Annotated in this window: 15 protein-coding genes; 14 read left to right on the top strand and 1 reads right to left on the bottom strand. The window is 68.5% G+C overall.

What is annotated here, in order from left to right; genetic code table 11:
• The first annotated feature begins 466 nt into the window (after positions 1-466).
• Positions 467-874 (top strand): VOC family protein, encoded by a 408-nt coding sequence (locus tag ACFVM3_RS37855; protein ID WP_378444655.1) that lies wholly within the window; start codon positions 467-469, stop codon positions 872-874.
• A 150-nt stretch (positions 875-1,024) separates the two neighbouring features.
• Here the strand turns inward: ACFVM3_RS37855 and ACFVM3_RS37850 are convergent, their stop codons facing one another.
• Positions 1,025-1,585, bottom strand: a complete 561-nt coding sequence (locus ACFVM3_RS37850) for a dihydrofolate reductase family protein (protein WP_378444663.1) — start codon at positions 1,583-1,585, stop codon at positions 1,025-1,027.
• A 92-nt stretch (positions 1,586-1,677) separates the two neighbouring features.
• Between ACFVM3_RS37850 and ACFVM3_RS37845 the strand changes: the two genes are divergently transcribed.
• The 13 genes from ACFVM3_RS37845 (at position 1,678) to ACFVM3_RS37785 (ending at position 15,561) form a co-directional block, all read left to right on the top strand.
• Positions 1,678-2,163, top strand: a complete 486-nt coding sequence (locus ACFVM3_RS37845; protein ID WP_378444654.1) for a winged helix-turn-helix transcriptional regulator — start codon at positions 1,678-1,680, stop codon at positions 2,161-2,163.
• Positions 2,164-2,267: 104 nt separating this feature from the next.
• Positions 2,268-3,524: an ATP-grasp domain-containing protein gene (locus ACFVM3_RS37840; RefSeq protein WP_378444653.1), complete on the top strand. Its 1,257-nt coding sequence runs from the start codon at positions 2,268-2,270 to the stop codon at positions 3,522-3,524.
• Positions 3,525-3,584: 60 nt separating this feature from the next.
• Complete coding sequence (locus ACFVM3_RS37835; RefSeq protein ID WP_378444652.1) at positions 3,585-4,898, top strand: lysine N(6)-hydroxylase/L-ornithine N(5)-oxygenase family protein; 1,314 nt, start codon at positions 3,585-3,587, stop codon at positions 4,896-4,898.
• Between the two features lie 23 nt (positions 4,899-4,921).
• Complete coding sequence (locus ACFVM3_RS37830) at positions 4,922-5,287, top strand: cupin domain-containing protein (RefSeq protein ID WP_378444651.1); 366 nt, start codon at positions 4,922-4,924, stop codon at positions 5,285-5,287.
• 2 nt (positions 5,288-5,289) lie between these two features.
• Positions 5,290-6,909 carry a class I tRNA ligase family protein gene (locus ACFVM3_RS37825; RefSeq protein ID WP_378444650.1) on the top strand — a complete coding sequence of 540 codons (1,620 nt, stop codon included), beginning with the start codon at positions 5,290-5,292 and terminating at the stop codon, positions 6,907-6,909.
• Positions 6,910-6,915: 6 nt separating this feature from the next.
• On the top strand, positions 6,916-8,175 hold the full coding sequence (locus ACFVM3_RS37820; RefSeq protein WP_378444649.1) for an MFS transporter: 1,260 nt from the start codon (positions 6,916-6,918) through the stop codon (positions 8,173-8,175).
• 30 nt (positions 8,176-8,205) lie between these two features.
• Entirely contained in the window at positions 8,206-9,957 is a 1,752-nt protein-coding gene (locus tag ACFVM3_RS37815; RefSeq protein ID WP_378444648.1) for an ABC transporter substrate-binding protein, read from the top strand.
• Positions 9,954-11,234, top strand: coding sequence for an ATP-grasp domain-containing protein (locus tag ACFVM3_RS37810; protein ID WP_378444647.1), 1,281 nt, complete (start codon positions 9,954-9,956; stop codon positions 11,232-11,234). Before ACFVM3_RS37815 ends, ACFVM3_RS37810 begins: the two co-directional genes overlap by 4 nt.
• The gene (locus tag ACFVM3_RS37805; RefSeq protein ID WP_378444646.1) at positions 11,231-11,695 is read left to right on the top strand and encodes a cobalamin B12-binding domain-containing protein; all 465 of its coding nucleotides are present in this window, start codon (positions 11,231-11,233) and stop codon (positions 11,693-11,695) included. The genes ACFVM3_RS37810 and ACFVM3_RS37805 overlap by 4 nt, the downstream gene beginning before the upstream one ends.
• Complete coding sequence (locus tag ACFVM3_RS37800) at positions 11,692-13,002, top strand: methylaspartate mutase (protein WP_378444645.1); 1,311 nt, start codon at positions 11,692-11,694, stop codon at positions 13,000-13,002. Before ACFVM3_RS37805 ends, ACFVM3_RS37800 begins: the two co-directional genes overlap by 4 nt.
• On the top strand, positions 12,999-13,994 hold the full coding sequence (locus tag ACFVM3_RS37795; RefSeq protein WP_378444644.1) for an asparagine synthetase A: 996 nt from the start codon (positions 12,999-13,001) through the stop codon (positions 13,992-13,994). Before ACFVM3_RS37800 ends, ACFVM3_RS37795 begins: the two co-directional genes overlap by 4 nt.
• A complete protein-coding gene (locus ACFVM3_RS37790) occupies positions 13,991-15,235 on the top strand; it encodes a glutamate synthase-related protein (RefSeq protein WP_378444643.1) in 1,245 nt (414 codons plus the stop codon). Before ACFVM3_RS37795 ends, ACFVM3_RS37790 begins: the two co-directional genes overlap by 4 nt.
• Entirely contained in the window at positions 15,232-15,561 is a 330-nt protein-coding gene (locus ACFVM3_RS37785; protein ID WP_378444642.1) for a hypothetical protein, read from the top strand. Before ACFVM3_RS37790 ends, ACFVM3_RS37785 begins: the two co-directional genes overlap by 4 nt.
• The last annotated feature ends 45 nt before the right edge of the window (positions 15,562-15,606 follow it).

Below are 15,606 nucleotides of genomic sequence, written 5' to 3'. Positions count from 1 at the left end.
GCTGTTTGCCCCCCAACCCATGTCGGTCCTGTCGTTCTGCCCCCCGCGGGGGCCCCCCCCCCCACCCCCGCTGGTCGGTCGCCCCTTGCGAGCCGGCGCGCAGATCGAGCCACGACGAAACAGGTGACCGTCCACGCCGGCACGTCGTCGATCGGCGGCATCGTGCGGGAATGCGTCATGCGGTGCAGGTGCGAGCGCGGTCCGATGTCGCACCAGCCGACCGGTCGTTCCCGTTCGGATTGAGGATCGTCGCGACGTCGCCGAACCGGTCGGCCGTCGCGGGTGGATCCGGAACGCGGGCATTCGGGGGGACCCTGAAGCGGAGTTCGGGAAATCGCTCACCGTATTCGGTGAACGGGGTTGAATTTTCGGTGCGCGAAGGAATTAACCCGGCGGTAGTCCAGCCGTTGTCGCGCCCCGAGGCGTCTGCCAGGATGCTCGTGACCCGACCAGAAGGAGCGTTCCGGTGGCTACCCGTCTCAATCCTTACCTCAGCTTCGCCGGCGATGCCCGGCAGGCCATGGAGTTCTACAAGTCGGTGTTCGGCGGAGAACTGACGCTGAATACGTTCGGCGAGTCCGGTATGGCCGGAACGCCGGCGGAGGACCAGATCATGCACAGCCAGCTCGATTCCCCGAGCGGCTACACGATCATGGCGTCGGACACGCCGCCGGGAATGGAGCACAATCCGGGCACCAACGTGTCGATCAGCCTCAGTGGCGACGACGGCGAGGAATTGCGCGGATACTGGGAGAAACTTTCCGCCGACGGCACCGTTTCGGTTCCTCTCGAAAAGCAGATGTGGGGCGACGAATTCGGGGCCTGCATCGACAGGTTCGGCATCTCGTGGATGGTGAACATCATTCTGGCCTAGGGGTTCACGACCCCGTGCCGGCCAGGGCTGAAGGCTCCCTTCGCTGCATAAGACTCGGCGAGGGGAGCCTTCACCCCGGCCTCGACCTCGCTCACGAACACCACACATTCGCCCTTCTCGTCAAAAGACCGGTCGCTCCAACGGCCAGGATCACTCACGGCCGGGCGCGGGCCGGAACCGGACGTCGATCACACCTCGCGGGTCGTCCCGCCCGAGTCCGCGGAGGTGAATCGGCGCCCCGCCGGGGTTGTCGTACAGCCGGATGCCGTCGCCGAGCAGGACCGGCGCGATATGCAGATCGATCTCGTCGATCAACCCGAGCGCGAGCAACTGGCGCCCGATGTCCGGCGAGAACACCTCGAGGTTCTTCCCGTTCGCCGCCTCCAGGCCGATCCGGACGGCTTCGTCCGCGCCGCAGTTCAGAAAAGTCACCCCGTCGGTGGGTGTGGCGTCTTCGGGGTGGTGGGTCAGGACGAACAGTGGCCCTTTCCAGGCGCCGCCGTAGATACCGCTCGGGTCGGGGTAGGCGTCCCAGCCGTCGCGGCCGCCGAGGACGGCGCCGGTGGTCGTGGCGTATTCGTCGATCAGGTCCGGCCTGGCAGTGATCCCGGTCATCCAGTCCATGCCGTGGCCCGGACCCGCGACGAAGCCGTCGAGGGACATCGTGAAGTGCCACAGCACTTTCCCGTCCGCGGTCTGTGGTTCGAGCATCCCGGCCTCCAGGTGCTTGCGTTCTGCAATCGGTTCGTTCACGATAAAGTGAGCGATAGTAGATTGCAACCACTTCTTGCGGAGGTGAAGGGATGGCGGAACCCGCCCGTTCCGGCTGCCCGATCAACGCCGCGGTCGAGGCGTTCGGCGACAGCTGGAGCCTGCTCGTGCTGAGGGACATCATGTTCGGCACCCGGCGCTACTTCCGGGAGCTGCTCGCCGGATCCGAAGAGGGGATCGCGTCCAACATCCTCGCCGACCGGTTGAAGCGGCTGGTCAAGGCCGGTCTGCTGACCCGCGAGGACGCCGGACCCGGCAGGCGGGCCGCGTACAGCCTCACCGAGGCGTCGATCCAGCTGGTGCCCGTGTTCGCGCACCTCGGTTCCTGGGGTATCGAGCATCGTCCGACGACCGAGCGCCTGCGGGTGCGGGCCGAACTGCTCGCCGCGGGCGGGCCGGAACTGTGGTCGGAGTTCATGGCCGAACTGCGGGTCGTCCACCTCGGCGAGCCGGCACCGGAGAAGGACGGCCCCGGCGTACTGCAGCGTCTCGCCGCCGCTTACGAAGCGGCACTCTGAAACCGCGCCCTCGTTGATTGTTCTTCCCGAATCAAGGGTTCCGGTCAACCCGCCCCCGGGATGTAGTAGCCCGCGACGGAGCGACGGGCTGGTGGGGAGAGGGAATGAGCTCAGCGGAGGGTGTTGTCCTGGTGATCGGCTGCGGGATGCGGCCGTACCGGGAGTACCTGTTGGCGTCGGCCGGGCACCGGCATCCCTTGTGGCTGTTCAACGGGACCGAACCGACCTGGCAGGAGCGCTACATCACCGGCGCGACGGTGCTGGACACTCAGGACCAGGACGCCGTGCTGGCCGCGGCCAGGGCGCTGAACGCGACCACGCCGGTGCTCGGCGTGGTGTCCTGGGACGAGGCGCTGATCGTGGCGGCGGCGCATGTCGCGGACGAACTCGGGGTGCCGGGCGCCGGGATCTCCGCGATCGAAGGCTGCCGTGACAAGTGGTTCAGCCGCCGGACGCTCACCGCGGCCGGTGTCGCGCAGCCCGATTTCGGGTTCGTGCACGACGACGACCAGGCCGTTCGCGTTGCCGACCGGATCGGGTACCCGGTCGTCGTCAAGCCGCGTGGGGGCGGGGCCAGCATCGGCGTCAGCCTGGCGGAAGACGCCGAGGCGGTGCGGAAGGCGTTCCGGACCGCGGAGGACGCCAGCTTCGGCGGCTCTCCCGCCTACAAGGGTGGCGCGCTGGTCGAGGAGTACCTGAGCGGCCCGGAGATCAGCGTGGACGGCGCCGTCGTGGACGGCGAGTACACGCCGATGTTCGTGGCGCACAAGACGGTCGGCATGCACCCGTACTTCGAGGAGCTCGGCCACCTGGTCAGCTCCGCGGACGCGCTGCTCGCCGACCCGGCCTTGCGCTCGACGCTGGCCCGCGCGCACAGCGCGATCGACTTCCGGTACGGCATCACGCATACCGAGCTCAAACTCACCGAACGCGGGCCGGTGATCGTGGAGATCAACGGCAGGCTCGGCGGGGACCTGATCCCGTTGCTGGCCAAGTTCGCGACCGGGGTCGACCCGGGCGCGTCCGCGGTCGACGTCGCGCTCGGCATGCGCCCGCACCTTCCGCACGAGGCCGAACCCCGTTGGGTCGGTGTGCGGTTCGGCTACCCGAAACAGGACTGTGTCATCGAGTCCGTGTCGGTCCCGGATTCCCTGCGAGACAACGGAATCCTCGCCGCCGACGTGCTCGTCGAGCCGGGTGCGCGCCTGCGGTTGCCGCCGGCGGAGTTCATCTCGCGGCACGCGTACGTGATCTGCGCGGGCACCGATCCCGAAGACTGCGAAGCGGTGCTGGACAAGGCCATGGCCCAGGTCCGGCTGACCGCGCATCCCCTGTTGCCCTCGGTGGCCGCCGGCGCCTGACCGCGCACCGGCACCGCAGCACAACCTTCCCAGCACTCTCAACGATGGCGGAGCAAACAAATGGCGAACCGTGATGTCGAGCTGCTCGCAGTCGGAGCAGGACCGTCCAACCTGGCGCTCGCAGTGGCACTGGAAGAGCTCGCGCCCGGCCTGGCCCGCGAATCGGTCCTGCTCGAACGGGACGAAGAGGTCTCCTGGCAGCGGGGCATGCTCCTGCCGGAGGCGCTGTCGCAGGTCTCGTTCCTCAAGGACCTGGTGACCCTGCGCAACCCGCGCAGCCGCTTCTCGTTCCTGAACTACCTGCACGCCACGAACCGGCTCAACGAATTCGTGAACATGGGCAGTTTCGTCCCGTACCGGGTGGAACTCGCCGACTATCTCAAGTGGACGGCTGACTCGCTCTCCCTGGTTGACCTGCAGCGCGGCCGCGAATGCCAGGAGATCACTCCCGTGTGGACGGACGGAACGCTCACCGGCTGGGACACCCGCGTCGCCGACGGCGAGGTGATCCGCAGCCGGTACCTGGTGGTCGGCGCGGGTCGCGACGCGCGGATCCCCGACCTGCTCCGGACCGTGAACCAGGATCGCGTCATCCACAGCACGCAGTACCTGCCGAGAATCGCGAAGCTACGCAAGGATCTCCCGTACCGCGTCGCGGTGATCGGCGCCGGGCAGAGCGCGGCGGAGCTGTTCAGCTCGGTGCAGACCGACCTGCCCGAATGCAAGCCGACCATGGTGATGCGTTCGATCGGCCTGAACTACTACGAGAGCAGCAAGTTCAACAACGAGCTGTTCTTCCCGTCCCATGTGGACAAGTTCTTCGAGGCACGGCCGGAAGCACGCGAGCAGATGCTCAAGGAGATGCACCACACCAACTACTCCGGGCTGGCGCCGGGCACGATGGACGCGCTCTACCGATCCGTCTACCTGGACCGTCTCTCCGGTCGTTCCCGGCTCAAGATGATCACGATGAACGACATCACCGACGCCCGTGACGAGGGCGACGAGATCGTGCTGGAGCTGACCGACCGGCGCACCGGCGAGATCCAGGAACTGCGGACCGATCTCGTGCTGCTCGGCACCGGTTTCTCCCCGGAGATGCCGAGGATGGTCCAGGAGATCGCGAAGTCGATCGGGCTGTCGGAGATCAAGGTGACCCGCGACTACCGGCTGGAGATCGACCAGCCCGCCACCGCGGCCGTGTACCTCCAGGGCGTCAACGAGGCCACGCACGGGATCGCGGACTCGCTGCTGAGCGTCCTCGCCCCGCGGGCCAACGACATCCTGCAGGACATCCTCGCCCATCGCGGCGAAAACCCCGCGGTGCCACCGCAGCCGACGTCGGAAACCGCCCCCATCGTCGCCACCCGCTGACCCACGAGAAGAAAGAGAAAGTCATGGAGATCCGTCCGCTTGAGCGGGAAAAGATGGTCTTCGAGAACGGTGCCTACGGCCAGCGGCTCCTGCCGTGGGCGGCATTGAACGCGCCGTTCGAAGGCGCCTGGGTGACGGTGCCGGCGCACGGCGCGACGGGCGCGCACTCCCACCACGAGTACGAGATCTTCATCGCCGTCAGCGGCGAGGCGGTCGTCGAGTCCGGGGGAGAGCGCCGCGCCTTCAGGCCCGGCGACATCGAGTTCCACCGGCCCGGCACCGAGCACCGCATTCTCAACGACGGTGCGGAGGACTTCGAGATGTACGCGATCTGGTGGGACTCCGACATGACGGCGAAGTTCGCCGCCCGGCACGCGGCGGAGGCGTGACCATGGCCGACACGCGACCGGTGGTGATCATCGGCGGCCCGCCGACGTCCAACGGGGATCTGCACATCGGGCATATCGCCGGCCCGTACCTCGGTGCCGACGTGCACCGGCGGTACCTGCGCGCGGCGGGCCGCGAGGCCGTGTTCGCCTCCTGCACCGACGACAGCCAGACCTACCTCGTCACCAGCGCGGCCAGGGTCGGGCTGACACCGCCCGAACTGGTGAAGCAGTCGACCGAGAACATCCAGCTCACCTTCAAGGCGATGGGTGTCGAGGTCGACGGTTTCTCGCCGACCGACGAAGGCTACAAAGCGCTCGTCCACGACTACGTCAAACGCCTGTACGACAAGGGAAAACTCCGGCTGCGCAAGGTCCGGCTGCCGTACAGCGAGAGCAAGGGCGAGTTCCTGGTCGAGGGATTCGTCGGTGGTGGCTGCCCGACGTGCCTCGCCGACAGCCGCGGCGGGTTCTGCGAGGGCTGCGGGCATCCGATCGACTTCGACGCGCTCATCGAGCCGTACTCGGTCCTCGATCCGGCCGACGAGGTGACCTACCGGGAGACCGAGATCATGGTCTTCCCCGTATCGGAGTACCGCGAGCAGCTCCTCGCCTACTACGAGGAACGCGGTCCCGCGTGGCGGCCGCACGTGCTCGGGCTCATGCGGGAGCTGCTGGCCGGGCCGTTGCCCGATTTCGCCATCACGTACCCGGTGAAATGGGGCCTGCCGGCGCCGTTCCTCCAGACCCCGGGGCAACGGCTCAACGCCTGGGTCGAGGGTATGCCCGCCTCGATGTACTGCACCGAGTACGCGTTGCGGCGCAACGGAAAGCCGAAGGTCGCGGACGACGACGCCTGGCTCGCGGAGAACGACGCGCGGGTCGTGGTGTTCATGGGGTTCGATCCGCTGTTCACCTGGGGTGTCGTCCACGTCGCCGAGCTGATCGCCCTCGAAGGCCGCTACGTCCTCCCGGACACCCTGCTCGTCAACGAGTTCTACGAGCTGGAGAACGAGAAGTTCTCCACCAGCAAGGGGCATGTGGTCTGGGCCCGTGAGCTGGCGGCCGAGGTGCCTCGCGACATCGCGCGGTTCCACCTCAACCTCACCGCCCCCGAGTTCGCGCGGACCAACTTCTCCCGCGCCGCGCTGGAGAAGGTCGCAAGCGAGCGGCTGGTCACCCCCTGGAACGAACTCGCCGAAACACTGGCGAAACTGACCGCCGAGGTCGGCGGCGAGAACGGCTCGCTCCCGGTGTCGACCGAAGCCACCGAACGCGCCGCGGCGATGGTCTCCCGGTTCGCCTTGAACTACGAACTCGAGGACTTCAGCCTCAGCCGTGCCGCCGATCTGGTGGTGCAGCACGTCGAACGCCTGCGCGCGGCGACGGAACGGACGCTGAAGGGCAACCTCGACCAGGAGATGCTCCGCGCCCGGCTCGGTGACCTCTTCCTCGAACTGCGGGCCCTGATTGGCTGTGCTTCACCGATCCTGATCGACCTCGCCGAGCGTGCCGCCGAAGCGGGCCGATTCGAACCCCGGATCACCGCGGCCGCCTTCGACGTCACGCACACCACGGCCTTCACCGTGCCACCACTGGAATTCCCCCCGACGAGCGAGGTCTGAGACCCCATGTCACTCGACAGCACCCTCTCCGCCGACGCGGTCCGGAGTTCCCGGCTCGCCGAACGCCTGCTGGTCCCGGCGGGTTTCGTCACCACGGCGGGCAACGCGTTCCAGATCACCGCGGCGGCGATCCTGGTCTTCCACGCCGAACAGACCACGCTCGCCGTCGGCTGGCTGTTCATCGCGGTGTCCATCCCGCAGGTCGCGCTCGCCGTCCTGTTCGGCAAGCTGGTCGACAAGGTCGACCGCCGGATGTTGTGCGTGGCGGCGGATCTGGTGAGCGCGATGACCGCGCTGGCGCTGCCGCTGTGGCTGTGGATGGGCGGCCCGGCGAACCTGGGTTCCTACATCGCGAACTTCATGCTCGCCTGCACCGCGGCGTTGTTCATGCCCGCGAGCAACGGCCTGATCAAGGAACGGATCCGGGACGAGCGGCTCGGGAAGTTCAACTCCCATTTCGAGATGGCGAGCAACTCCGGGATGCTGCTGGCGTCCTCGCTCGCGGGCTTCCTGGTGATCTGGTTCGGCGCCACGCCGCTGTTCGTGTTCAACTCGCTGAGCTTCGTCCTCTCGGCCGTGCTGGTCTACGCGATCGGCCGCAAACCGGTCAAGGCGCCGGTGACCGTCGAGACCTCCACGACCGAAGCCCCGTCGGAACCGGTCGAAGTCCCCGTGCGCCAGCCGGTCAAACGGCTCGCGCTGCTGTACGCCAACGGCAACATCGGGCTGATGGTCGCCAACGTCATCCTGACGACGTTGATCCTGCAGACCTTCAACCAGGGCGCGTGGATGATCGGGGTGGTCGACGCGCTCGCCGGTGCCGGGTTCATCATCGGCGCCGCGGCTTACGGCAAGGTCAGCAAGCGGTTCAAGGGGATCCACCTCGCCGTGCTCGGCACGCTCGGCAACCTGATCTGCCTGGCGATCCAGCCGCTGCACTACATCGCGCTGATGGCGGCGATCCCGTTCGCCGGATTCTGCTTCGCGCAAGGCCGGATCGCGGCCCGCACGCTGCTGATGCGGGCCAGCCCGGAAGCGCGCGTCGGCCGGATCTTCGGCGGCACCCAGGCACTGGGCCTCGGGCTCGGTGTCGGCGCGACGGTCGCGCTGTCCTCGCTGGCGGACGCGACTTCCGTGCCCTACGCCTTCTGGGGACTGGCTCTCCTGCAGGGCGCGATCGTGATCGGTACCTACTTCAGTCTGGCGAAACCGTTGTCGGCGCAGGAGAAGCGGCCGGCCGAGGTTCTCGAGGCGACCGCCGCCTGAGCGCGGCGACGAGCGGAGGAAACGAAAGTCATGACGGAAAAGCCGATCAAGGGCGGCGTGGCGACCTGGGCCTGCCTGCCCGGATTCCCGCCGGCCATCATCTTCCCGTTCACCCCCGGCGAGCGGTACGGCATGCGGAACCTCTACGAGTTCCAGATGCTGATGTACCGGCCGCTGTACTGGCTCGGCCGCGACGGCGAGCCGGCGGTCGACCACGACCTCAGCATCGGCGAGGAGCCGGTGTGGGACGAAAGCGGCCGCACCTGCACGGTCCGGATCAAACCGTGGAAGTGGTCGAACGGCGAGACGGTCTGCGCGGACAACGTCATCTTCTGGGTCAACATGCTGAAGGTGAAGGGGCCGAGGTTCGGCGCCTACACCGAGGGATTCTTCCCGGACAACCTGGTGTCCTTCGAGAAGGTGGCCGAGGACGAGGTGAGTTTCACCTTCGACAAGGCGTACTCGAAGAACTGGATCCTGCTCAACCAGCTCACCATGATCACCCCGATGCCGAAGGCCTGGGACCGCACCGCGGACGGACCCGCCGACGCCACCCACGACATCGGCCAGGCCGAGGCCGTGTACGAGTACCTGATGGCGGAGAACGGCGACCCCGTCGCCGAGGACAACAGCCACCGCACGCGCTGGGCGGACAGTCCTGTGTGGAGTGTCGTCAACGGGCCGTGGAAGCTGAAGAGCTACACCGAAGAAGGCGTCGTCACCTTCGTCCCGAACGAGCACTACAGCGGCCCGAACCCCGCCCACCTCGACGAGCTGCGTCAGGTCCCGACGTCCTCCGACGAGCAGCAGTACGCGCTGCTGGAGTCGGGTGACGTCGAGGTCGGCTTCCTGCCGCTGGGCATGGGCGTCCAGCCGGACGGCGACCCGACCAAGGGCGGCCCCAACCCGCTCGGTGACGGCTTCCAGCTGGAACCGCAGATCCTGTTCACCATCAACTTCATCGCGGTGAACTTCGGCAACCCGACCATCGCCGGCCACCTGATCCGGCGGCCCTACATCCGGCAGGCGCTGCAGAGCTGTCTCGACCAGGAATACGGCGCGCGCGAGATCTACCAGGGCTACGGCTGGAGCCAGACCGGACCGATCCCCGTGCTGCCGACGAGCGACCTCGTCTCGCCGAAGATCACCGAACGTGGCGGCTTCTGGCCGTTCGACCTGGAGAAGGCGCGGAGCCTGCTCTCCGAGAACGGCTGGGACGTCAGCGTTTCCCCGGCGGTCTGCGTACGCCCCGGTACCGGGCCCGGCGAGGCGGGCGAGGGCATCCCGGCGGGCACCGAGCTGAGTTTCTCGTTGCGGTACTGGGAAGGCAGGCCGGCGCTGACCCGGCTGATGGAGCAACTGCGCGACAACGCGGCCAAGGCGGGTATCGAGATCCGCCTGCAGGAAGTGATGGGCTCGGTCCTGGTGGCGCAGGACGGCCCCGGCGAGGCACGGATGTGGGAGCTGTCCTGCTGGGGTGGCGGCTGGGTCTACAACTACCCGACCGGCGAGAACCTGTTCCAGAGCGGGGCTTCCTGCAACTTCAGCAACTACCGCGACGCCAAGGCGGACGAGCTGATCGCGAAGACGGTCACCTCCGACGACCTCGAAGCGCTGCACGAGTACCAGGAGTACATCGCCGACCAGGCCCCGGTGATCTTCATGCCGACGTTCCCGCGGCGGTTGTTCGAGGTCAAGGGCAATCTGCGCGGCTTCTCGCCGATCAACCCGTACGGGCTGATCAACCCCGAGAACTGGTACTACGTGCGGGACGAGTCATGACGCGGCCGGTGGTGCTGGTCGGGTTCGTGGCCGCCGCACTGGGCTCGTCCATCAAGGACTTCCAGCCGGACGGATCGGTCATCTTCGTCGAAGAACCCGACGTCGTCCGCAAACGCGACGCGCGGAAGACGGTGGCCGGTTCGGCGCTGGTGCGCGAGCTGATCGAATGGGAGTTCCACCTGCCCGGCAAGGCGGACGAGTTCTACCACGTCCACCGCGACCTCGACCCGGCCGCCGTCGTCCCGCTGACCGAGTACGCGACCCCGTTCGCGGCCCGGCTGGCGGAACGCTACGGCCTGCCCGGCGCGGGGTTCGGCGCGGCGCAGATCCTGCGGGACAAGGCGGTGCTGCGCCTGGTCAGCCAGGCGGCGGGGATCGCGAATCCGGCGTCGGCGCGTGTCGAAAGCCCGGACCAGGTCCGCGAGTTCATGGCGCGGCATCCGGGGAAGACCGTGCTGAAGCCTGCCAACCGGCAGGCGTCGGTGGGGACACAGGTGCTCACCGACCCGGCGGAAGCCGAACAGGCGTGGGCGAACTGCGTCGTGCAGGACGAGGGGATCTTCGTCCCGGACCGCGCGATGGAACTGAAGATGCTGGCCGAGAGTTTCGTCGAGGGCGACGAGTACAGCGTCGAGATGCTGCTGCGGGACGGCGAACCGTTGTTCGCCAACGTCACCGGCAAGCAGCTGTTCCCCGGCCCGCGCCCGATCGAGCTCGCGCATATCGTCCCCGCCGACATCCCGGACGAGCTGACCGCGACGCTGACCGAGGAGACCCGCAGGCTCACCGACGCGGCCGGGTTCCGGACCGGGATCGTCCACTGCGAATGGATCGTCTCGGACGGTGTCCCGTACCTGGTCGAATGCGCCGGCCGGTTCGCGGGCGACGGCATCATCGAGCTGATCCAGCGCGCCTATCCGGTGGAGCTGAACCGCGCCTACTTCTCGGTCATGAAGGACGAGCCGGTCGTGGACGTGTTGCCGCGCAAGGCCGAAGGCGGCGCCGCGGTCCGGTTCCTCTCGATCGAACCCGGCCTCGTCGAGGACGTGCGCGGGGTGGAGAAGGCGTCGCAGTCAGAAGGCGTGTTCCTGTGCGACGTCGAGGTTTCCGCGGGCGACCGGTTCGACGGGCTGCGCAGCTCGTGGGATCGCGTCGGCGACCTGATGGTGACCGCGGACAGCCCGGCGGAGGCGTCGCGCCTTGCCGAAGAGGCGGTCGCGCTGATCGAGATCGACGTGCGGCCGGACCGAGGAGAGAGGGAGAGCGCCGCACCATGACCATCGAAGCCGTCCAGCCCACTCTCCCGGACGCCGGTCTCGACGTGCTCGTCACCGGGCTCTCGTCCGACGCGCACACCTGGAACCTGGTGTACCTGGAGCTGTTGCTGGAGGAACTGGGCTGCCGGGTCACCAACCTCGGTGCCTGCGTCCCGGACGCGACGATCGTGCGCGAATGCGTCACCCGGCGGCCGGACCTGCTGGTGATCGGCAGCCTCAACGGGCACGGCCGTCAGGACGGCGTCCGGTTGATGGAAGCGTTTCGCGCGCGGGCGGAGCTGGTCACGATGCCGGTCGTCATCGGCGGGAAGCTCGACGTCACGGGCGGCAGCAACGCGGCGCGGCTGTTGGAGGCCGGTTTCGACGCGGTGTTCGAGGACGCCGGCGGGCTGACCCCGTTCCGGACGTTCCTCCGCACCCTGTCCGTGCGCGCCCCCGGTGTCCCGCTGGGTGCCGGATGAGCGTGCTCACCCCGCGGCGGGGACATTCGTTCGGCGAGGTGGTCGCGCGTCATCACGCCAGGGGCGATCTGGTCGTCCAGCCCCGCATGGGTTTCGCGGATCCGGGGCGGATGACCAGAGGGCTCCTGGCGACCAGGGCGGCGCGGGCCGCGACGGTCGGCACGATCACGATCGACAGTTACACCAGGGTCGGCGACCACGAGGCGGCTCGCGCGGCGCTGGCGGCCGGTGCCGATCTCAACGGGTACCCGCTCGTCGACCACGATCCCGCGACGACGGCGGCGTTGCTCGACGGCGTGCTGACCGGGGACTTCCCGGTACAGGTCCGGCACGGTTCGGCGGACCCCCGCCGGATCGTCCGGTCGCTGCTGGACTTCGGGCTGCACGCGACCGAGGGCGGCCCGGTGTCGTACTGCCTGCCGTACAGCCGGATGCCGCTCTCGGCGGCCGTCGACAACTGGCGGCGCTCGTGCGAAACGCTGGCCGAGGCCCGCGGTCCCGAACTGGAGCCGCATCTGGAGACCTTCGGCGGCTGCATGATGGGCCAGCTGTGCCCGCCGGCGCTGCTGGTCGCGCTGAGCGTGCTGGAGGGGATGTTCTTCTGGCGGCACGGGATCCGCTGCCTGTCCTTCAGCTACGCGCAGCAGACCCACGCCGGTCAGGACGAGGAGGCGGTCGCGGCGCTGCACGCGCTGATCGCCGAATACGTGCCGCACGCGCGGACGCACGTGGTGATCTACGGCTACATGGGCGTCCATCCGAGGACACCGGGCGGCGCGCTGGAGCTGATCGCGGAGTCCGCGCGGCTGGCCGCCCGCACGGGGGCGAGCAGGCTGATCGTCAAGACCACCGCCGAAGCGCACCGGCTGCCGACCGTGGCGGAGAACGTGACCGCGCTGGAACACGCCGCCGAAGCCGCGCGAGGTGTGTCGCGGATCGGCAGGCTCGGCGACACCGGGATCCACGCGCAGGCGAAAGCGTTGGTGGACAACGTCCTTTCGCTCCATACCGACCTCGGCAGGGCGCTGGTCACGGCGTTCGCGCGTGGTCAGCTGGACGTGCCGTTCTGCCTGCACCCGGACAACGCCGGCCGGGCGCGCGGACGGCTGGACGCCCGCGGCCGCCTGGAGTGGCAGCGGATCGGCGCGATGCCGCTGGGCGACCTCGTGGACCTGCCCGCGGAACGGCGGATGACCTCGGGTGATCTGCTGGACGCGCTCCGCTACGTCGAGCGGTCGTTCGACGAGAAGTACGGGCTGCCGGGAATCGAGCCCGTGAACCGACTGACACAGGGGAGTAGGACATGACCGCACCATCGGCCGCGGCGCTGCCACCGGGCACCCGCGAGCATCTGACGTCGCCGGTGACGCAGGCGGCGTTGCGCATCCAGAACAGCATCACCGCGGGCACCCGCGAATACCTCGGTATGAACGGGTTCGTGGAACTGCAGCCGCCGCTGATCGGGCCGGTCACCGACCCCGGATGCCGAGGAGCCAAGCAGGTCGACGTCGACTACTACGGGCACAAGTACAAGATGATGACCAGCGTCATCCTGTACAAGCAGGCATCGCTGCTCGCGTTCGACAAGATCTTCTACGTCGCCCCGAACGTGCGGCTGGAACCGCTGGAGACCTCGACCACCGGACGGCATCTGGTCGAGTTCACCCAGATCGACGTCGAGGTCGCGCGGGCGAGCCGAGAGGAGGTGCTCGACGTCGCTCAGGGCCTGCTCCGGCACGTGGTCGCCCACACCCTTCGAGAGTCCAAAGTGGACCTTACCACGCTCGGCCGGGATCCGGAGGCGTTCACGGCGCTGCTGGAAGAGGATTTCGAGCGGATGACGCACCGCGAGGCGGTGTCGCGGCTGCAAGGCCTGCAGCACGGGCAGAGCGCCGACGCGGAGATCGACTGGCAGGGCGAGCGGATCATCTCGGAGCAGACGAACCGGCCGTTCTTCATCGTCGACTACCCCAAGGGTTCGCGCGGGTTCACCGACGGCGAGTCCAGCACCGAACCCGGGGTGCTGCGGAACTTCGATCTCATCGCCTCGGACGGGTTCGGTGAACTCTGCAGTGGTGGCGAGCGCACGCACGAGTACCGGCGGCTGATCGAGCGGATGCGGGAGACGGGGGAGAACCCGGCGAAGTACGCCTGGTACCTCGACCTCGCGCGCGAAGGGCTGCCGCCGAGCGCGGGCTTCGGGATGGGACTGGAGCGGGTGACGCGGTACATCGCCGGGCTGGACGCGATCTGGCAGGCGAACGCGTACCCGAAGCTGCCCGGGATAGCGGCGCCGTGATCACCGCGCGGCAGCTCCCCGAAGACGCGATCCGGGCCAGGGCGCGGGAAGGCAGTGCGGCGATCTTCCCCGACGTCGCGGGATACGGCCGGTCGCTGTTCGGCGCGGACGTCGACTCGGGTACCGACGAACTCGACCGCGCGCGGATCGTGCCGCCTGTGTTCGTCCCGCGGCGGCTGGAGAAGATGTTCGACCTCGCGCGTGAGCCGGTGTACGGCGACGTCGGACTGTCGACCGTCCTCGGTGGGTTCACCGCGCCGTCGCCGGTGTTCCTGTGCGCGTTCGGCTCGACGCAGGTGGCGGGCAGCGGGCTCGGCATCGCCGCGAGCGAGCAGGCGGGCAGGCTCGGGATGCCGATGGTGATCGGCGAGAACGTCGTGCCCATGCACGGATACGGCCGGATGGGCGAAAGCGCCGAAGACGGCCTGCTGGGCCGGATCCGCGCGTACGCCGCCGCCGTGCCGGACGGGCTGGGCGGTGTCGTCGTGCAGCAGAGCACCGAAGACGCCGACGCGGAGGTATGGAACCTCGTGTACAGCGACCCGTCGGCGACGAAGCTGCTGGAGACCGGGCGGCTGGCGTTCGAGCTCAAGGTGGGGCAGGGCGCCAAACCGGGGCTGGGCGGGATGACCGTGCTCTCGCGCGCGGCCGCCGGCGAGATCGCCGAACAGTACACAGTGGACGAAGCGTTCGGCAAGGAACAGGCCATGGTGCTGCGTTCCAGCAGCCCCGGCACCTTCACCGGGGAGATCCTGCGCCAGCAGATCCACCTGATGCGCAACAACTACCCGCGAGCCCGCGCGTGGGTGAAACTGCACCCGGGCCGGGACGTCGGCGAGGCCGCGCGGGTCGCGTGGGCGGCGGGGGCGGACGCCGTCACCGTGGACGGTGCGGAGGGCGGCACCGGCTGGGCGCCGTCGGTCTTCCTCGATCAGGTGGGGTTGCCGCTGGTGGAATGCCTGCGCCGGGTCGGCAAGCACGACGCGTCGCTCCTGGTGTCGGGACGGATCTGGGAAGGGGCCCGCGCGCTGAAATGCCTGGCGATGGGCGCTTCCGCGGTCGGCCTCGGCCGGGCGGCGCTGCTCGCCGTCGACGAGGACGCGGCCGAAGGGCTCGTGCGGCTGGTGCGCTGCCTCGAACTCGAGCTACGGCTGCTCGCCAGCGCGCTCGGGAAGTACGACCTCGCGGATCTCACCTCGGACGACCTCTGGTTCCCGACTCGGACGGAGCAGAACGGATGATCAACTACGACGGCAAGCGGTTCCGCAAGGTCAGCACGGATCCGAACGCGCCGGTGACGCTGTACCGGCAGAAGGACGACCTGGTGTGGGCCGAACTGACCGGCGGCGGGGTGCGGCTCGGGTCGCTCACCGGGAAGTGCGGCGAGGACGGGACCATCGACATGGCCTACACGATGGTGCTGACCAGTGGTCAGGTGATCGCGGGGCACAGCACGAACACGCCGGAGTTCCTGCCCGACGGGCGGATCCGGCTGAACGAGGTGTGGGAGCGGTACGGGAACCCCGGCTCCCGCGGAACCTCCGCCATCGAAGAGGTCGCCGAGTAGCGCCGAAGTACATGAAGGCCCCCTTCCTTGCGCCAGGCGCAAGGA

Origin of the sequence: Amycolatopsis sp. NPDC057786, from assembly GCF_042797905.1 — a bacterium.
GTDB lineage: Bacteria > Actinomycetota > Actinomycetes > Mycobacteriales > Pseudonocardiaceae > Amycolatopsis.
This window is presented reverse-complemented; position numbering and strand designations above follow the sequence as displayed.